Origin of the sequence: Nocardioides sp. (assembly GCF_047607365.1) — a bacterium.
Lineage (GTDB): Bacteria > Actinomycetota > Actinomycetes > Propionibacteriales > Nocardioidaceae > Nocardioides.
In genome coordinates this window covers 1-17,159 of the sequence record NZ_JASGDD010000077.1, presented here as the reverse complement: position 1 = coordinate 17,159, position 17,159 = coordinate 1, and the positions used below count along the sequence as shown (strand labels likewise).

19 protein-coding genes and 1 pseudogene are annotated in these 17,159 nt (G+C 70.3%); 9 read left to right on the top strand and 11 right to left on the bottom strand.

Going from position 1 to position 17,159, the window contains the following annotated elements:
- The 4 genes and pseudogenes from QM572_RS06235 to QM572_RS06220 form a co-directional block, all read right to left on the bottom strand.
- Nucleotides 1-221, bottom strand: a pseudogene (locus tag QM572_RS06235) (hypothetical protein); the annotation flags it as partial.
- A 202-nt stretch (nt 222-423) separates the two neighbouring features.
- Nucleotides 424-912, bottom strand: a complete 489-nt coding sequence (locus QM572_RS06230) for a PGPGW domain-containing protein (RefSeq protein WP_415091158.1) — start codon at nt 910-912, stop codon at nt 424-426.
- 10 nt (nt 913-922) lie between these two features.
- Entirely contained in the window at nt 923-1,273 is a 351-nt protein-coding gene (locus tag QM572_RS06225; protein ID WP_415091156.1) for a helix-turn-helix domain-containing protein, read from the bottom strand.
- 289 nt (nt 1,274-1,562) lie between these two features.
- Nucleotides 1,563-3,395 (bottom strand): phosphoenolpyruvate carboxykinase (GTP), encoded by a 1,833-nt coding sequence (locus tag QM572_RS06220; protein WP_415091154.1) that lies wholly within the window; start codon nt 3,393-3,395, stop codon nt 1,563-1,565.
- Between the two features lie 219 nt (nt 3,396-3,614).
- On the opposite strand from QM572_RS06220, the gene QM572_RS06215 reads away from it, so the two are divergent.
- From QM572_RS06215 to QM572_RS06205, 3 genes are read left to right on the top strand one after another with little or no spacing between them, the layout of a single operon-like run.
- Complete coding sequence (locus QM572_RS06215) at nt 3,615-4,088, top strand: cation:proton antiporter regulatory subunit (protein WP_415091152.1); 474 nt, start codon at nt 3,615-3,617, stop codon at nt 4,086-4,088.
- Between the two features lie 3 nt (nt 4,089-4,091).
- A complete protein-coding gene (locus QM572_RS06210; RefSeq protein ID WP_415091150.1) occupies nt 4,092-5,267 on the top strand; it encodes a cation:proton antiporter in 1,176 nt (391 codons plus the stop codon).
- Nucleotides 5,264-5,647 (top strand): hypothetical protein, encoded by a 384-nt coding sequence (locus QM572_RS06205; protein WP_415091148.1) that lies wholly within the window; start codon nt 5,264-5,266, stop codon nt 5,645-5,647. The genes QM572_RS06210 and QM572_RS06205 overlap by 4 nt, the downstream gene beginning before the upstream one ends.
- Before the next feature lie 217 nt (nt 5,648-5,864).
- Here QM572_RS06205 and QM572_RS06200 read toward each other — a convergent pair whose 3' ends face one another.
- Nucleotides 5,865-7,505, bottom strand: a complete 1,641-nt coding sequence (locus QM572_RS06200) for a glycoside hydrolase family 13 protein (RefSeq protein WP_415091160.1) — start codon at nt 7,503-7,505, stop codon at nt 5,865-5,867.
- A gap of 54 nt (nt 7,506-7,559) precedes the next feature.
- On the bottom strand, nt 7,560-8,204 hold the full coding sequence (locus QM572_RS06195; RefSeq protein ID WP_415091146.1) for a TetR/AcrR family transcriptional regulator: 645 nt from the start codon (nt 8,202-8,204) through the stop codon (nt 7,560-7,562).
- A gap of 105 nt (nt 8,205-8,309) precedes the next feature.
- On the opposite strand from QM572_RS06195, the gene QM572_RS06190 reads away from it, so the two are divergent.
- Both QM572_RS06190 and QM572_RS06185 read left to right on the top strand, forming a co-directional pair.
- Nucleotides 8,310-9,791, top strand: coding sequence for an MFS transporter (locus tag QM572_RS06190; RefSeq protein ID WP_415091144.1), 1,482 nt, complete (start codon nt 8,310-8,312; stop codon nt 9,789-9,791).
- 4 nt (nt 9,792-9,795) lie between these two features.
- Nucleotides 9,796-10,596: a phosphatase PAP2 family protein gene (locus QM572_RS06185; protein WP_415091142.1), complete on the top strand. Its 801-nt coding sequence runs from the start codon at nt 9,796-9,798 to the stop codon at nt 10,594-10,596.
- A gap of 188 nt (nt 10,597-10,784) precedes the next feature.
- Here QM572_RS06185 and dmpG read toward each other — a convergent pair whose 3' ends face one another.
- The 3 genes from dmpG to QM572_RS06170 are packed head-to-tail and all read right to left on the bottom strand — an operon-like array spanning nt 10,785 to nt 13,564.
- Entirely contained in the window at nt 10,785-11,801 is a 1,017-nt protein-coding gene (gene dmpG / locus QM572_RS06180) for a 4-hydroxy-2-oxovalerate aldolase (protein ID WP_415091140.1), read from the bottom strand.
- Nucleotides 11,798-12,742, bottom strand: a complete 945-nt coding sequence (locus QM572_RS06175) for an acetaldehyde dehydrogenase (acetylating) (protein ID WP_415091138.1) — start codon at nt 12,740-12,742, stop codon at nt 11,798-11,800. The genes dmpG and QM572_RS06175 overlap by 4 nt, the downstream gene beginning before the upstream one ends.
- 12 nt (nt 12,743-12,754) lie before the next feature.
- Nucleotides 12,755-13,564 carry a 2-keto-4-pentenoate hydratase gene (locus tag QM572_RS06170; RefSeq protein WP_415091136.1) on the bottom strand — a complete coding sequence of 270 codons (810 nt, stop codon included), beginning with the start codon at nt 13,562-13,564 and terminating at the stop codon, nt 12,755-12,757.
- 129 nt (nt 13,565-13,693) lie between these two features.
- On the opposite strand from QM572_RS06170, the gene QM572_RS06165 reads away from it, so the two are divergent.
- The gene (locus QM572_RS06165) at nt 13,694-14,005 is read left to right on the top strand and encodes a hypothetical protein (protein WP_415091134.1); all 312 of its coding nucleotides are present in this window, start codon (nt 13,694-13,696) and stop codon (nt 14,003-14,005) included.
- A gap of 57 nt (nt 14,006-14,062) precedes the next feature.
- On the opposite strand, the gene QM572_RS06160 is transcribed toward QM572_RS06165, so the two are convergent.
- Nucleotides 14,063-14,935: a VOC family protein gene (locus QM572_RS06160; RefSeq protein ID WP_415091132.1), complete on the bottom strand. Its 873-nt coding sequence runs from the start codon at nt 14,933-14,935 to the stop codon at nt 14,063-14,065.
- Between the two features lie 24 nt (nt 14,936-14,959).
- Nucleotides 14,960-15,418, bottom strand: coding sequence for a hypothetical protein (locus QM572_RS06155; RefSeq protein WP_415091130.1), 459 nt, complete (start codon nt 15,416-15,418; stop codon nt 14,960-14,962).
- A gap of 120 nt (nt 15,419-15,538) precedes the next feature.
- On the opposite strand from QM572_RS06155, the gene QM572_RS06150 reads away from it, so the two are divergent.
- Genes QM572_RS06150 through QM572_RS06140 form a run of 3 tightly spaced genes read left to right on the top strand, consistent with a single transcriptional unit; the run spans nt 15,539 to nt 17,078 of the window.
- Nucleotides 15,539-16,003, top strand: a complete 465-nt coding sequence (locus tag QM572_RS06150; RefSeq protein ID WP_415091128.1) for a hypothetical protein — start codon at nt 15,539-15,541, stop codon at nt 16,001-16,003.
- Nucleotides 16,004-16,030: 27 nt separating this feature from the next.
- On the top strand, nt 16,031-16,483 hold the full coding sequence (locus QM572_RS06145; protein WP_415091126.1) for a hypothetical protein: 453 nt from the start codon (nt 16,031-16,033) through the stop codon (nt 16,481-16,483).
- 46 nt (nt 16,484-16,529) lie between these two features.
- The gene (locus tag QM572_RS06140; RefSeq protein WP_415091124.1) at nt 16,530-17,078 is read left to right on the top strand and encodes a VOC family protein; all 549 of its coding nucleotides are present in this window, start codon (nt 16,530-16,532) and stop codon (nt 17,076-17,078) included.
- The last annotated feature ends 81 nt before the right edge of the window (nt 17,079-17,159 follow it).

Genomic DNA, 17,159 nt, shown 5'->3' with positions numbered 1-17,159 from the left:
GCGGCGAGCGCGGCGCCACGACCGGCGCCCGCGCGATCGAGCACGAGGAGGTCGGGGCGGGCCTGCCGGGCCGCGACGGCGGTGCCGTCGACGGAGCCTCGGTCGACGAGGATGACCTCGTGCACCGGCGGCAGCCGCCGCAGCACGAAGTGGACGTTCATGGCCTCGTCCAGTGCCGGTACGACGACACTGACGCGAGGCCCGAGCATGGTGTGCCTCATCGCTGTCTCCCTGGGTGTCCGACCGGAGGCCCTCCCCGCCGGTGCGGTGGGTCGATTCTGGGGGCTGCGGCACCCGGTGCGGGCGACCCTCAGATCGGTAACAGCGACTGTTCCCGCAGGTCACCCGAGGAACGCCTGACGATCCCGAATCCCAACTGTGGCTGAGGTTTGGGGCTCGTTACCGACGAGAGGGAGACGGCGGTCACACGAGGTCGATGTCGTCGTCCTCATCGGCCGCGTCGGCCCGGCAGATCCCCTGCTCGAGCGCCGCACGCGCCTCCGGCTTGCCGTGGAACCGGCGGAACGAGTACGCCAGCAGGGCCAGGGCGAGCACGCACGAGACGAGCATCGTGACGCCGGTCCAGCCACCGCCCATGAGCCAGTAGGCACTCTTGAGCGGCCACCACGACGGCGCCGGGGGACTGAGCAGCCACAGCATGCCGACGGCGCCGATGATCAGCGCTCCGCCGGCGGCGGCCACGATCCGGGGCCACGTCGCCACGCCGTCCGCGGCGGTGCGGAGGGCGCGCAGCCGCACCGGCTCGAGACGGCGCTCGGCCCACTCGTACTGCTGGGACAGGAGCGCGAGCCCCGAGGCCAGCAGGATGAGGCCGGGGCCGGGCAGGATGAGCGCCGCGATGCCGGCGACCACGAGGAGCCAGCCGAGGGACTCCAGGGCCAGGCGCTTCACGCTCCCGAGCCTACGACGTGGGCGTAGCCCCTCCGAGGCGCCGGATGACGTCGCCCAGGATGGTGATGAGCTCCACCCGCTCCCCGGCCGGCTCGGGCGCGATCTCGAGCAGGGAGCCCGCCGACACCCCGAGGCCCTTGGCCAGCCTGGCGAGGGTGGAGAGGGAGCAGGACGTCTGGGCGTTCTCGATCTTGGAGAGCATCGCCTTGGAGACGCCGACCCGCTCCGACAGCTCGGAGATCGACCACCCGCGGGCATGACGGAGGGCGCGCACGTTCACCGCGATCGCTGCCTCGAGCTCTCGCCCGACGTCATCGACGGCGCCGCGCGGTCGCGCGATCGCCAGCCCCTCGTTCACCACGGTCCCACCCTACGAACGCCGTGTTACCCGGAGGTGACGCAAACCCTGAGAAGGGTCAAAGAAATGGAGAGATCCCCTGGCGTCTCGGGTCACCAGGGGATCTGTCGGAAACAGTAGCGGCCGGACGGGGGCGCCGCAGGAGAACGGCCGAATTCTCTCGAGATTCCTCGACCCGGGTCGTGCTCCGGCGATCTCCCGGGGCGCAGGACGCCCCCGTCACCGAGGTGACGGGGGCGTCGTGGTCGTCGGGCCCGGCCGAGGTCGGCTACGCCGATCGCACCGTCGGTGCTCAGGCTTCGTCCAGCGCGGCCGCCACGCGGCGGTGCGCCTCCCAGATCGCCTCCGGCAGGTTGAACTGCGAGAGGTGCTCCTCGCGGAACTTCATCTCCTGGCGCCACCGGTCGGCGTCGATGGAGAGCAGCTTCTCCAGGTCGCCGTCGTGGAACCTCATCCCGTCGAGGTTGAGCTCCTCGGCGGTCGGGATGACGCCCACGGCCGTCGGCCGGCCGGTGACCTCGCCCGCCTTGAACCGGAGCAGCCACAGCAGCGCGCGCACGTTGTCGCGGTAGCCGTTCCAGAGGAAGTGGCCGTCCTGCGGGTCGCGCTGGAACCAGTTGACGTGCGCGAAGATCGGCGGCTCGGTGGCGGCACCGATGATGTCCAGCCAGTGCTGGGCGTAGTCGCCCTCCTCGTACGCCATGAACGGACGCATCGACATCGGGTCGTAGCGCAGCTGGCCCTCGACGCCCTCGGCGGCGAAGGTCGCCTCGGCGCCGAGCGTCATGCCGTCGTAGACGCCCTCGGCGATGTCGGTGATCGCGCGGATCAGCGGCTCGCGGTCACGGGTGCGGCCGCCGAAGATGATCGCGTCGACGACGACGCCGGCGGGGTCGTCGAAGTCGGGAGCAGCGTTGGGGACGTTCGCGATGGTGGTCGTGAAGCGGCTGTTGGGGTGCGCCCACGGATCGCCCTGCTCGCCGAGCGAGCGGTCGGCGATCGGCTCGCCCTTCCAGTCCAGCCAGCCGTCGGTGTCGTCGGGGTGGTGCTTGGTCTTGCCCTCCCACCACACCTCGTGGGTCTTCTCGTTGTAGGCGACGTTGGTGAAGATCGCGCCCGAGCCCGGGAGGATCGACTGCACGGCGCCGGGGTTGGTCGCCTCGTTGGTGTCCTTGGCGACACCGAAGACGCCGTTCTCCGGGTTGAACGCGCGGATCTTGCCCTCGTCGTCGACCCACAGCCAGGCGATGTCGTCGCCGTAGAAGGTGACCTCGAAGCGGTCGCCGAGCTCGTCGGGCGCCAGCGTCATCGAGAGGTTGGTCTTGCCGCTCGCGCTCGGGAAGCCGCCGACGACGTGGAACGTCTTGCCGGTCTCCTTGTCCTTGATGCCCAGCAGCAGGAACTGCTCGGCGAGGAACTTCCCGCTCGCGCGGCCGTCGTAGCAGGCCTGGCGCAGACCGTGGGCGATCTTGCCGAGCAGTGCGTTGCCGCCGTACGACGACCCGTAGTGCAGGATCGTCCGCTCGTCGGCCACGGTCGCGAAGAGACGCTCGTCCTGGTCGGTGCCCTGGCCGAGCTTGGGCAGGTCGCCGGTGACGTGCACGGCACGCACGAAGGACGAGGGGTCGCTGAGGTTGTTGATGTGGTCGACGTCGACGCGCGCCATGCGGATCATCTGGTTGACGACCGGGCGGCAGTCCGTGAGCTCCACGCCGGCGGCCCAGGCCTCGAGCGGCGAGCCCGCGGGGGCCATGAGGTAGGGGATGACGTACATCGTCTTGCCGGCGCTCGCGCCGGTCATGCGCTCGGTGAGCGTCGCGACGGTCGCCTCGGCGGGCTTCCAGTTGTTGTAGACGCCCTTGTCGGACTCCTTGGACGTCGCGACGACGGTGCGCTCCTCGGAGCGAGCGGTGTCCTTGAAGTAGGAGCGGCTGTAGTAGCGGTCACCGTCGACGGGGAGGAGCTCTCCTGCGTCGAGGGACTCCTGGAGGAGACGCGCGTCGTCGTCCGCGCTCACGACCTCGACCCGCGCCGCGCCGGTGATCCCGGCCCAGTACGCGACGAACTCGCGCACGTGCGGATTGGTCAGGCCGGCCTCATCGAGCACCTTGTCCACGTCAACCATCAAAAAGCCCTCTGCACTTCTGCGAATTTCACCCGTCGCCCGCTCGTTCACCCCGGGGGGCCGCGGACATGTCTTGGCACGCTACCCGAACCAACGACGCTGTTGAGGGGCCAGCAGGACCCCAGGGTGAGTGGTATCTCACGTCCAGGGCCAGTGGATCGATCCAACGTGGTCAGTCCGTCGACCAGGCGGCCGGCGGGGCGGGATAGGGTCGATTTCGTGGAGGTCGAAGAGACGAAACTGCCGGGGATCGGGCTGCGCCATGACTTCGTGACGGAGTCGGGGCGGCGGATCGGGATCATCTCGACGAAGAGCGGATCCCGTCATCTGTCCATCTATCGCGAGGACGACGAGGACGCCGTGAAGGCGTCCATCGAGCTCTCGCAGGAGGAGTCCTCGATCCTGGCCGAGCTCCTCGGGGCGCCCCGGGTGATCGAGCGCCTGAAGAAGCTGGCCGAGCAGGTCGAGGGCATCAAGACCGTCGGCGTGCCGCTCGGCGAGCGCCTCGGCGGCCGCACCCTGGGCGACGCCGCCATTCGCTCCCGCACGGGGGCGTCGATCGTGGCGGTCTTCCGCGGCGACGAGGTGACTCCCTCCCCGACGCCCGACTTCCGCTTCCAGGTGGGCGACAAGGTGGTCGTGGTCGGGACCGAGGACGGCGTACGCGCCGCCTCGGCCATCCTCGAAGCCTGATCGATGGACTCGACCGCGCGGCTCCTGCTGGAGCTCGGCGCCGTCCTCTTCGGGCTCGGCGTCCTGGGCCGGATCGCCGGACGATTCGGCCTCTCCCCCATCCCGCTCTACCTCGTGGCCGGTCTGGCGTTCGGCGACGGCGGCCTCCTCCCGCTCGAGGCGCCCGAGGGCTTCTTCCACACCGGCTCCGAGATCGGCGTCATCCTCCTGCTGCTCCTGATCGGGCTGGAGTACACCGCCGAGGACCTGGTGGACAACCTCCGCACGCAGGCTCCCTCCGGGCTCGTCGACCTCGTGCTCAACGGCCTCCCGGGCGCGCTCTTCGCGGTGGCCATGGGCTGGGGCACGACCGCGGCGGTCGCCATGTTCGGCATCACCGCGGTCAGCTCGTCGGGGATCATCTCGAAGGTCCTCACCGACATGGGGCGGCTCGGCAACCGGGAGACGCCGGCGATCCTCGGCGTCCTCGTCCTCGAGGACCTGGCGATGGCCGTCTACCTCCCCCTGGTCACCGCGCTGGCGGCGGCGACCGGCGGCTGGGCGACGGTGCGCGCGGTCGCGATCGCCCTCGCCGTGCTCTCGATCGTCCTCGTCGTCGCCCTGAGGTTCGGCACGCAGGTAACCCGGCTGGTCACCGGCGGCTCCAACGAGGTCACCCTGCTGCGGGTCATGGGGCTCGCCCTCCTCGTCGCGGGTCTCGCGGAGGCGGCCCACGTCTCGGCGGCCGTCGGCGCGTTCCTGCTCGGCATCGGCCTCTCCTCCGACATCGCCGAGGAGATCCACCGGCTGCTCGAGCCGCTGCGGGACATCTTCGCGGCGGTCTTCTTCGTCTTCTTCGGGCTCTCCACCGACCCGAGCAAGCTGCCGTCGGTGCTGCTGCCCGCGGTGGCGCTCGCGGTCGTCGGGATCCTCACCAAGGTGGCCACCGGGTGGTACGCCGGCGGCCGTGCCCGCGTCACCCGCCGCGCCCGGCTGCGCGCCGGCGCCGCCCTCGTCCCGCGGGGCGAGTTCTCGATCATCGTCGCCGGACTGGTCGCGTCGGCGGTCCCGGCGGAGCTGGGCACCACCACGGCGGCGTACGTCCTGGTGCTGGCCGTCGCCGGGCCGATGATGCCGCGCCTGATGGAGCCGGTCGCGGCGCGACTGGTCAACCGTCCGCGGGTGGAGGTCCGCCGGTGAGCGACCCGCGCACGCCCGAGAAGGCGTCGACGGGCGCCGCGCCCGTGCGGCGCCCGCGTCACCTCATGGATCCCGCGAACCCCCAGCGACCGGTCAACGACGTTCGGCTCGTGCGCGTGCAGCGCTGGGTGCTGTCGGTGCTGACGGTCTTCACCATCGCCCACCTCGCGATCGGCATCGCGATCGCCGCCCAGTTCGTCGACGCCGACGCCTCGGGAGCGCGCGTCGGGCTGTGCGTGATCGCGATGGTCTTCGGCGTCCTCGGGCTCGCCGCCGGCTTCGCGATCCACGGCAGGTCACCGGTCGCGTGGCCCCGCGCCGCCTGGCTGCTCCTCGGCACCCTCCCCGGCCTCGTCGGCCTGGTCTTCGCGCTCCGCTGAGAGGCGTCAGTCCGGTGAGGGGCATGGCCTCGACGCTGCCTCCGAGATCACGGTACGACGGCAGGCCGGTGGCGCCGTCGGCGTACTCCGCCGGGAGCGAGGTCAGGCTCCACCACCGGGCCTTCCGCCGACTTAACTGCTGGTGAAACCGCTGAGATCAGCCGCGGGCCGCGAGATTGACCAGCAGTTAAGTCACCAGGGCGGCGGGGTGACGGGGTCAGGCGCGGGAGAGCCAGGCGGCGGTGTCGGGCGGGAGCAGGCCGGGAGCCTCCAAGGGCGACGACGACAGCAGCAGCTCGCCCTCCGGCAGCGAGACCGGCGACGAGCCGGTGTTGATCCAGCAGGCCACGTCGCCGTGACGGAACGCCACGAAGCCGTCGCCCTCGGCCACCCACGCGAACGAGTCGTCACCGCCGAGCCGCTCGCGCCGCAGCCCGAGCGCCGCGCGGTAGAGCGAGAGCACCGAGTCCGGATCGCCGGCCTGCGCGTCCGCGGCGTAGGACGCCCACCCCGGGGGCTGCGGCAGCCATGGCTCGCCGGTCGCGCCGTCGGGACTGAACCCCGCCGACACGCCGGACGCGGCCCACGGCAGCGGCACCCGGCAGCCGTCGCGGCCGACGTCGCCGTTGGTGGCGTGCCGCCAGATCGGGTCCTGGCGGGCCTCACCCGGCAGGTCCTCCACCTCGGGGAGCCCGAGCTCCTCGCCCTGGTAGAGGTAGACGGTCCCGGGCAGGGCGAGGACGAAGAGCGTGGCGGCGCGCGCCCGGCGTACGCCCAAGGACAGGTCGGCGGGCTCGGACGACCAGCGCAGCCGGTCCCAGACCGACTCGACGGGCCCGTCGGGCTGCGAGCGCGCGTAGCGGGTCACGTGGCGGACGACGTCATGGTTGGACAGCACCCAGGTGCAGGTGCCGCCCGTGGTGGCGACCGCGGCCCGCGCGTCGTCGACGGTCTCGCGCATGAAGGACGCCGAGAACGGCGCGCGCAGGAAGTCGAACTGGAACGCCGTGTGGAGCTCGTCGGGTCGGAGGTAGAGCGCGAGCCGCTCGTTGCTCGGCACCCACGCCTCGGCCACGAAGACCGGCCGGTGCGGATAGGACTCCGCGACCTCGCGCCAGGCGCGATAGACCTCGTGCACGCCGTCGTTGTCCCAGGCGGGGTGGGGCTCGGTGTTGTTGGTGAGCCCGTCGCGCGGCCCGGCGTCGGGCAGGCCGTCGGCCTTGACCAGCCCGTGGGCGACGTCGATCCGGAAGCCGTCGACGCCGCGCTCGAACCAGAACCGCAGCACGTCCTCGAACTCCGCGCGGACCTCCGGGTTGGACCAGTCGAGGTCGGGCTGCTCGGGCGCGAACAGGTGGAGATACCACTCCCCGTCGTCCGTACGCCGCCACGCTGGGCCGCCGAAGACCGACTCCCAGTCGTTGGGCGGCTCCTCGCCGTCCGCGCCGCGACCCGGCCGGAAGACGTACCGCGCCCGCGCGGCCCGGTCCCCCGCGAGGGCCGCGCGGAACCACGCGTGCTCCGACGAGGTGTGGTTGGGCACGATGTCGAGGATCACCTTGAGGCCAGCGGCATGCGCCTCGGCGATGAGCAGATCGGCCTCCTCGAGCGTGCCGTAGGCGGGCTCGACGTCGCGGTAGTCGGCGACGTCGTAGCCGGCGTCGGCCTGGGGCGAGGGGTACCAGGGGTTGATCCAGATGGCGTCGACCCCGAGCTCGGCGAGGTAGCCGACCCTCGACCGCAGTCCCGCGATGTCCCCGATGCCGTCGCCGGACCCATCGGCGAAGGAGCGGATGTAGACCTGGTAGACGACGGCGTCCGACCACCACGGCAGATCGTTCGAGGCACGTGCTGACATCACCCGCCCACCGTACGCGGGACGCCGGCAAGCGGTGGCGGGTCCCGCGCCGTCTCACATGGAGGCGGCGATGGTCTCGAAGTCGCGGAGCGTCGGGGCCCGCCCGGGCAGTGGCTCCGCGTCGGGACGGGCCCGCACGGAATCGAGCACGAGGGCGACGTAACGGCGAGCGACATCGGGGCGCTCGCTGCCCACTCTGCTGGCGAAGTGGATCAGCAGCGCGAGGTCCGTCGTCGCGAGGTCGGCCCGGGCGGCGCCGACCGCCTGGGCGCGGCCGAGCACCTGGTCCGCCAGGTGGGCGATGCGGTCGCGGTCCTCCACCATCAGGTCGGCGTACTCGCTGCGGAAGAGGGCCTGCTGGAGGCCCCGGTCATCGATCCACTGGAGCGCCATCCGCTCGCAGAGCCAGCTCAGGGCCTGCCACGGGTCCTCGATCCGCAGGGCCTCGGCGAGGGCGTCGACGGCCAGCTCGGCCCGGTCACGGAAGAGCGCGCTGACGAGATCGACCCGCTCGGGGAAGCGCCGGTAGACGGTGCCGGCGCCGACTCCGGCGGCGCGGGCGATCGCGTCGTAGCCGACGTCGACCCCGTGCTCGGCCATGAGGGTCGCGGCGACCGCGAGGATCCGCTGCCGGCTCCGCTCGGCGTCCTTGCGCAGTGGCGGCCGGGCGGCATCCGGGGGACGCGGGCTGGGGGGCATGTGGACATCCTAGCCAGCGAAACGGAATTCTCTTTCCTCTTCTGGTACGGTTCGACACGAAACGGAAAGTCCATTCCAATTACCTGAGCCGATCACGAGGTATCCATGTCCGCGCTTCCCACCGAGACCCGAGCGAGCGAGGCCACCGACCACGGCCGCCGATGGTGGATCCTCGCCGTGCTGTGCACCGCTCAGCTGATGGTGGTGCTCGACGCCACCATCGTGAACATCGCCCTGCCGACCGCCCAGGACGATCTCGGCTTCTCCGACGATCTGCGGCAGTGGGTGGTGACCGCCTACGCCCTCGCGTTCGGCTCCCTGCTCTTCGTGGGCGGGCGCCTCGGCGACATGATCGGCCGCAAGCCGCTCCTGCTCGCCGGGCTGTCCGGCTTCGCCGTCGCCTCGGCCGTCGGCGGGGCCGCCGGCTCGATCGAGCTGCTCATCGTCGCCCGTGCCTGCCAGGGCGTCTTCGGGGCGATGCTCGCTCCGGCGACCCTCTCCCTGCTCACGACCACCTTCACCAGCCCGCACGAGCGGGGACGGGCCTTCGCGATCTACGGCGCCATCGCCGGCGGCGGCGGCGCGATCGGCCTCCTGCTCGGCGGCGCGCTGACCGAGTACCTCTCCTGGCGCTGGTGCCTCCTGGTGAACCTTCCGATCGCCGTGCTCGCCTTCGTCGGCGCCGTCGCACTCCTGCCTCGCACGGTCCGCGACAGGACCGCCACCCTGGACGTGCCGGGCGCCGTCCTCAGCGTGGCCGGTCTGGTGGCGATCGTCTACGGGCTCGCCAACGCGGAGACGGACGGATGGACCAGCGCGGGCACCCTCGGGTTCATCGGAGCCGGCCTGGTCGTCCTGGCCGCGTTCGCCTGGGTCCAGACGCGGGTCGCCCATCCGCTGCTGCCGCTGTCGGTGCTGCTCGATCGGACCCGCGGCGGCTCCTACCTCGCCGTCGGGATAGCCGGCGCGGGCATGTTCGGCGTCTTCCTCTTCCTGACCTACTACATGTCCAGCGTGCTCGGCTTCGACCCGTTGCCCACCGGCGTGGCCTTCCTGCCGATGATCGGCGGCCTGATGGTCGCGGCCCAGCTGGCCACACCCGTGCTCGAGCGGATCGGCGTGAAGGTCCCCGTGACCGCCGGCTTCGTCGTCGCGGCCGGCGGCATGGCGCTGCTCACCCGGCTCGACCTCGACAGCTCGTACGCCACCGGGGTCCTGCCGGGTCTCGTCGTCGTCGGGCTCGGCTTGGGACTCATCATGGCCCCGGCGATGAACGCCGCCACCGACCGCGTCGACCCCCACCATGCCGGCGTGGCCTCGGCCGCCGTCAACACGTTCCAGCAGATCGGCGGCTCCATCGGCACGGCCGTCTTCAGCGCCCTGGCCTCCAGCGCAGCCACCGACTACCTCACCGGTCGGGACCCGAGCGATCCGCACGTCCTCGCTCAGGCCGGGATGGAGAGCTACACCACCGTCTTCCTGTGGTCAGGCGTGGTGTTCACCGCCGGTGCCGTCGTCTGCGGCCTGCTCCTGCGCCACGGGTCCCTCGAGCGTGACCCCGACGCAGGGCCCGTGCTGGCACACTGAACAGGTGCAGGCGCGCACGATCGACGCCGAGACCTGGAGGCGCTCCGGCGCCTCCAGGTCCGTCGTGGAGATGGGCGCCCTGGTCGCTCTCGCGACGGCGTACACCCTCATCCGAGCAGCCCAGGGCACCAACCCCGCCCAAGCGATCCACCACTCCCACCTGATCCTCCAGATCCAAGGCCCGGCCATCACCCACGCCGAGCTCGCCTGGAACCACTGGCTCGCCGGCATCCCCGCCCTCGCCGTGCCGGCCTGCTACTTCTACGCCCTCTTCCACTACGCCGCCACACCCCTGATCCTCTACCTCTCCTGGCGACACGGAGGCTGGATCCACACCCGCGGCTACTGGACCCTCATCATCGCCTCCGCCATCGGCCTGCTGGTGTACGCGACCTTCGCCGCCGCACCGCCCCGACTCATGCCCGACCTCCACACCATCGACGTGATGCGAAAGTTCGCCTCCTACGGATGGTGGAGCGACGCCGCCTCAGCACCCCGAGGCATCGGCGACGCCACCAACCAGTACGCCGCCATGCCCTCGCTCCACTTCGGCTGGTCCCTATGGTGCGCCGTCCAGATGTGGAGCTTCGCCGGACGACACCTCCGATGGTGGCGCACCGCCGCCATCGCCTACCCCACCCTCCAGGTGCTGGTCGTCATCGGCACCGGCAACCACTTCCTCCTCGACGTCCTCGGAGGAGCCGCCTGCGTCGGCCTCGCACTCCTGATCGTCTCACTCGCCGGACGACGATCGGCGCGAGCCCTCTCGGTCCGGCAGAGGCAAGAGAGCCGGCCCGAGCGCTGACGCTCGGACCCACTGCATGTCCTGCGCGGTCCTCGCGGAGATGGCCGGCGGCGCCCCAGTCGCTGGCCGAGATCGACGTCAAGAAGATGTGCCGCGCGAGCGGACTTCGCCCGCCCCGGCGGCAGGTCCGCCGCAAAGCTGGTCGGGACGCGGCGCCGCGGGGCGCCGGTCGACTTCGGGAAAACGTCCTAGTTCGACCTGACCGCGACGAGGGTGAGGGCGATGTCGATGATCATGTCCTCCTGGCCGCCGACGAGACGACGGCGGCCGCACTCCATCAGGATGTCGCGGACGTCGACGTCGTAGCGGGCGGCGGCGTTCTCGGCGTGCCGGAGGAAGGAGGAGTAGACCCCGGCGTACCCGAGGGTGAGGGTCTCGCGGTCGACCCGGACCGGCCGGTCCTGCAACGGGCGGACCAGGTCATCGGCGGCGTCCTGGAGCTTGAACACGTCGCAGCCGTGCTTGAAGCCGACCAGATCGGCCGCCGCGACGAACGCCTCGATCGGGCAGTTGCCGGCGCCGGCGCCGTGGCCGGCGAGCGAGGCGTCGACGCGGTGGATCCCGTGCTGCACCGCCACCACCGAGTTGGCCACCGACAGCGAGAGATTCTCGTGCGCGTGGATGCCGAGCTCGGTGGCAGGGTCGAGCGCGTCGCGGTAGGCCTGCGCGCGCTCGGCAACGTCCGTCATGGTCAGGCGACCGCCGGAGTCGGTGATGTAGACGCAGTGGGCACCGTAGGACTCCATCAGCTTGGCCTGCTTGGCCAGCTCCTCGGGCGGCGCCATGTGGGAGAGCATCAGGAAGCCCGAGACGTCCATGCCGAGCTCGCGGGCCGCCGCGATGTGCTGGGCGGAGACGTCGGCCTCGGTGCAGTGGGTCGCGACCCGCACCGAGCGGACGCCGAGGGAGTACGCCGTCCTCAGGTCGTGCACGGTTCCAACGCCCGGCAGCAGGAGGGTCGTCAGGCGGGCCTGCTTCAGCACCGAGGCCGCGGCCTCGATCCATGCCCAGTCGCTGTGCGAGCCGGGGCCGTAGTTGACCGAGCCGCCCGCCAGGCCGTCGCCATGGGCGACCTCGATCGCGTCGACACCGGCGTCGTCGAGCGCGGTGACGATCCGCTTCACGTCCGCAGGGGTGATCCGGTGCCGGACGGCGTGCATGCCGTCGCGCAGCGTGACGTCCTGGACGAAGATCGGGGTGCTCACGCCGACACCTTCCGGGCAGCGACGCGCTCGGCGACCTGAAGCGCGGCCGAGGTCATGATGTCGAGGTTCCCGGCGTACGCCGGCAGGTAGTGAGCCGCACCCTCGACCTCGAGGAACACCGACACCTGGTGCGTGGGCCTGGCTGTGCCCGGCTCGATCAGCGTCTCGACGGGCTGGTCGGGGGGGATCGCGTTGATCTGGACCTGCTGCTTGAGTCGGTAGCCCGGCACATAGGCGGCGACGTCGCCGACCATCTTCTCGATCGAGCCCCGGATCTCCTCGTGGATCCCCTCGTCGGGGGCGTCGACGAGGGCGAAGACGGTGTCGCGCATGATCAAGGGCGGCTCGGCCGGGTTGAGAATGATGATCGCCTTGCCGCGCCGGGCGCCGCCGACCTCGACGATCGCGGCCGAGGTGGTCTCGGTGAACTCGTCGATGTTGGCGCGGGTGCCCGGTCCGGCCGACTTCGACGCGATCGAGGCGACGATCTCGGCATAGGGAACCGGGACGACACGGCTGATCGCCGCGACGATCGGGATCGTCGCCTGGCCGCCGCAGGTCACCATGTTCACGTTGGGCGCGTCGAGATGGTCCTCGAGGTTGACTGCGGGGACGACGTACGGACCGATGGCGGCGGGGGTCAGGTCGATCAGTCGCTTGCCGAGCGGCGCCAGCCGGGCGGCGTTGGCCTCGTGCGCCTTGGCCGAGGTCGCGTCGAAGACGATCTCGATGTCCTGAAAGCCCGGCAGCGCCATCAGGCCGTCCACGCCCTCGTGGGTGGTGGCGAAGCCAAGGCGCGCCGCGCGGGCGAGGCCGTCGGAGTCGGGATCGATGCCGACCATCGCACCCATCTCCAGGTGCTCGGCGGTGCGCATCACCTTGATCATCAGATCGGTGCCGATGTTGCCAGAGCCGATAATGGCGACCTTCGTCTTGCTCATCTGTGCCTTCCTTCAGTGGGAGAAGCGGACCGACACCGAGCCGAGTCCGGTCACGGTGGCGTTGACGATGTCTCCTGCCACGACAGGGCGCATCGGACCCAGCGCGCCCGAGAGGATCACCTGTCCCGCCACGAGTGGCGAGCCGAACGCGAGAGCCTGCCGGGCGAGCCACACGACAGCGTTGAGAGGGTCGCCCAAGCAGGCGGCGCCCGAGCCGGTCGAGTCCTCGGCACTGGTGAGCGACATGTGCATCTCGACGTCTCCGGGGGAGAACTCGTCGAGAGTCCTGCGCTGTGCGCCCAGGACAAAGGCGCCCGCCGAAGCGTTGTCGGCGACGGTGTCGGCGACGCTGATGTCCCAGCCGGCGATCCGGCTCCCGCAGATCTCGAGTGCTGCGACCGCGTAGTCGATCGCCCCGCGAACCCGGTCGACGTCGAGGTCGCCGTCGACGAGGTCCTCCTTCAGCACGAAGGCGATCTCCGCCTCGACGCGCGGCTGGAGGATGCTCCTCCACGAGATGGTGGCGCCGTCGCCGTACGCCATGTCGTCGAAGAGTACGCCGAAGTCCGGCTGGTCCACGCCCACCTGCCGCTGCACCGCCTCGGAGGTGAGGCCCACTTTGCGGCCCACGATCACGGCGCCGGCAGCGAGCCGGTCCAGCGTCATGGCCGACTGCACGGCGTAGGCCGCCTCGATGTCGTAGCGCCCGATGAGATCCCGCACCGGAGCGACGGGAACGCCGCTCCTCGTCGCGTCCTGCAATCGGGCTGCGGCTCGGTTGACCGCGCTGACGTCTCGGCCATCCACGACGGTCTCGCTCATGGGCCCACAGTTGCGGCTACGTGGGCTTTGCACCACCAGATCGTCCCGCTCACCGGAACGATCCGGTCGTCACCGACGGCGACCTCCGGGAAGGTTCTCCTCACGGGGCACCACGGTGACCTGCATCATATGACCGAGATCATCGGAACAGGCTACGGAAGGACCCGCACGATGACGGAGACGGCGAATCCCCACCGGGACGAGGGCGATCACGATGTGCCCCTCTCCCACGGATCGGACGGTCGCCTGCGCCGCGAGATCGCGGTTGCCGAGGAGAACCTCGCACAGTCGAACTCGGCGGAGGAGCGCGTGATCCTCTACGCGCGGCTGGCGGCCCTGCGCGAGGAACAGGCCCGCAGCCCCGAGAGCGAGGCAGGAGCCCGCCCCGGGGACGCCGAGGACGCTACAGAACTCGCGCTACCCCGCTCGCGACACAGGTAAGACACCGATGTCCCTCACCTGGGACTCGGCATCAGGTGAGGGACATCAGGTGAGGGCTCAGGCCCCGGGCGCGCCCGGGGGAGGTGTGAACTTGTGCCCCCAGAAGGCACCCTCGGTGATCTCGTAGGTCGCAGCCTCGCCTTCCACCCGGCGGCCGCCGTAGCCGAACTCGATCGCATAGTTCTCCGGCGACCAGACGTAGAACGAGACCATGTAGTCGTTGGTGTGCTTGCCGAGGCTGTGCATCATCGGCACGTTGAGCTCGGCGGCACGGTCGAGCGCGCGACCGACGTCGTCGAGGCTCTCCCCCTCGACCATGAGGTGGATCAGCCGACCCGGGCCGGGCGCCTGCGCGATGCCGAGGGTGTGGTGGCGCTCGTTCGGGCTGAGGAACCACACCGGGTTCTCCCGCCCGCCCATGGTGTTGCGCTCGAAGAAGCCGAGAAGGCCGACGTAGAAGTCGTACAGCGCCTGGCCGTCCTCGCCGGTGACGATGACGTGGCCCATCCCCATGTCGTCGGTGACGAAGCCGCTCACGGTGGGCAGCTGCACGGTGCGGTGGTCGAGGACCGGGCCGTAGAAGAGTTCAACGGGGTTCCCGGCAGGGTCGTCGAACCGGGCGAACCCGGTCACCCGACGCTCGGCACACTCCTCGACGGTGCCCGTGGTGACCTTGATGCCGGCGCTTTCGACCTTGGCCACCACCTCACCGAGGTCGCGCTTGTTGAGCACCTCGAACCCCATCGCCGTCATCTTGCTCTCCGCACCGGGAGCGACGACGAGCCGCTGCGGGAAGTCGTCCATCCGGTACCGCAAGGACTCGTCGGCCGACTCGATCGGCATCAAGCCGAGGAAGTCCCCGGCGAACACCTTCCAGGCCGGCAGGTCGTTCGACTCCAGGCGGAGGTATCCGAGCGATTCAATAGGCATATCAGTGCTGTCCCTTCCAGGTTCTCACGTGCGGATCCAGTTCTTGTCGTCGTGCCAGTACGTCTCGATCAGGGCCATCGGCCCGTCCCAGCACTGGATGTAGATGACGCCCTCGGGACCGGCGGTCATCGTGTACGGCGTGCCGACCTCACAGATCCAGAACTCGCCCGCGAGGACGCGCTGGCTCCCCTCGCCCAGGTCGTACTCGACGTTCATCTCACCGTCGATCACGATCATCATCTGGCGCATGTTGTGGTGACGGAGGGGCACCGTGAACCCCGGCGCGATCTTCCGCGGCTGCATCTGGAACCAGGGATCGATCTTCTCCGAAGCCCACATCGCACCGTCGAACGTCGCCGCGACGTCGACCGGCGCGGCGGTCATGAAGCCGCCGTCGTTCCAGTAGAAGCTGGGGTCCTCCGGCGTGACCGTCAATGGTTCCCAAGCGTCCGAGGACAGGAAGTCGTCGTAGTGAAGAGGCACGACCGCAGCGTGTGCAACCGCCGACCAATGGTCAACCCGGCGATGTCACTCACCGGGATTGCTCCCACCCAGTGAAATTCGCGCGGTCAGACCCCGGGCGCCGGGTCTATGTTCCGCGACATGCCGATCACACACGGGAGCCTTCTCGACGACGCTGGCTGGCTCAACATGCCGCTCCAGGTCATGCCCAGCTACTACTGGGAGGACGGCTCCCAACTTGCCGACGCACCGGTGGACTTCGGGGCCACGTTCGCCGACAACATGGACGTCTCGACCACGCCGATCGACCTGATGGCGTTCCACCGCAACCCCTTGCGGGTCAAGCCGGGGTTCATGGTGCCGCGGCACTCACACAACATCGACGAGACCGTGCTGGTCCTCCAGGGCGAGTACACCATCGAGTACGGCCCGCTCGACGACCTCAGGACGATCGTCGTCCGCCGCGGCGGATTCTTCACGAGCAGGGCCGGCACTCCGTACACGATGACGGCCGGTCCCGAGGGGGTCACCTACATCGAGACCTGGGGCGTTCCCGTGACGGAATTGAAGACCTTCTGGCGCGACCTGGGCTGGGTCGCGCGTTGACCGCCGACCTCACGAGGGACGTCCCCGGTGCCGACGGTCCGCACTGACCGCGAGGTCATCGAGAACCGGCTGGTCACCGTCCGGCGAACCGTCGACTGCCTCGGCGCGCTCGGCGCCGTCAGCGTTCAACGTCTGGCCGACCAACCGTCCATCGGACTGGTGATCGAGCGGGACCTGTGGCTGATCCGTGACATGGCCAGCGCGATCGACGTGACCATCGCCTCGATGCGCGGCTATCCGAGGTCGGCGGGGGTGTACGACGCGACCGTGCGGGCCGGCGTGATCGACGACGCGCTCGCCGCCCGGCTCGAGCCCGCCGACGGCCCGCATCACGTCCTCCTCCAGCTCTGCCTCGACACCGAGCCGGGGGAGGTGGAGGACGTCGTATCGTCCGCGGTCTCGGCCTTCCGCGAGTACGCCCGCCTGGCCACGGAGTGGAACTCACTCGACCAGAGCTGCGCTGTCAGCACCCCCTCATGACCCGACCCGGCGCCGCCATCCCGCGGACCGTCATCAAGGAGATCCCATGCGTGCCCTGTCCGACCTCATGCGCAACTTCGTGCAGCTCGGCTACGTGACCGACGACGTCGACGTCGCGGCCGAGTTCCTGGAGAAGAAGTTCGGCACCGTCGAGTGCGTCAAGCACTATCAGTCGAACATGGGGGGCGGGAACCCCGCAGACCCCGAGTCGTCCTACTACGTCATCGTCGGAGACCAGCTCGCCCAGGACTGGACGATCGACGTCGTCCTGGTCAACGCCGGTGGCACCAACATCGAGATCATCCGGCCCGTCTCGGGAGCTGTGGACCTCTACCGGGGGGCCGTCCGGCCCGGCGTCCCCGCGACCCTACACCACCTCGGTTTCAAGGTCGACGACTTCGACGAGGCCACCCGGGTGGTCACCGAGGCCGGCGGCACATGGGCCCAGTACGGGCTCAGCGGCGACATGCGGTTCGGCTATCTCGACACCGTGGCGGCTCTCGGGCACTACATCGAAGTGATGGAGCTCGGCCCGAACGGCGCCACGATGTTCGCCCAGCTGGAGGCCGCCTCGAACGAGCGGGTCCCCGCCTGACGGTCAGCCCCGTGACGAAGCGGTGCGGGCCCCCCCACGGGTGGGCCGGCCCCCAGGGGGCGGGGTTGTAAATGGGGGGGG

Bases quoted from the DNA above. Each gene is read 5' to 3' on its own strand.
- QM572_RS06220 (WP_415091154.1), bottom strand. From the start codon at position 3,395: ATGGTTGACGTGGACAAGGTGCTCGATGAGGCCGGCCTGACCAATCCG.
- QM572_RS06210 (WP_415091150.1), top strand. From the start codon at position 4,092: ATGGACTCGACCGCGCGGCTCCTGCTGGAGCTCGGCGCCGTCCTCTTC.
- QM572_RS06200 (WP_415091160.1), bottom strand. From the start codon at position 7,505: ATGTCAGCACGTGCCTCGAACGATCTGCCGTGGTGGTCGGACGCCGTC.
- QM572_RS06195 (WP_415091146.1), bottom strand. From the start codon at position 8,204: ATGCCCCCCAGCCCGCGTCCCCCGGATGCCGCCCGGCCGCCACTGCGC.
- QM572_RS06190 (WP_415091144.1), top strand. From the start codon at position 8,310: ATGTCCGCGCTTCCCACCGAGACCCGAGCGAGCGAGGCCACCGACCAC.
- QM572_RS06175 (WP_415091138.1), bottom strand. From the start codon at position 12,742: ATGAGCAAGACGAAGGTCGCCATTATCGGCTCTGGCAACATCGGCACC.
- QM572_RS06170 (WP_415091136.1), bottom strand. From the start codon at position 13,564: ATGAGCGAGACCGTCGTGGATGGCCGAGACGTCAGCGCGGTCAACCGA.
- QM572_RS06165 (WP_415091134.1), top strand. From the start codon at position 13,694: ATGACCGAGATCATCGGAACAGGCTACGGAAGGACCCGCACGATGACG.
- QM572_RS06160 (WP_415091132.1), bottom strand. From the start codon at position 14,935: ATGCCTATTGAATCGCTCGGATACCTCCGCCTGGAGTCGAACGACCTG.
- QM572_RS06150 (WP_415091128.1), top strand. From the start codon at position 15,539: ATGCCGATCACACACGGGAGCCTTCTCGACGACGCTGGCTGGCTCAAC.
- QM572_RS06140 (WP_415091124.1), top strand. From the start codon at position 16,530: ATGCGTGCCCTGTCCGACCTCATGCGCAACTTCGTGCAGCTCGGCTAC.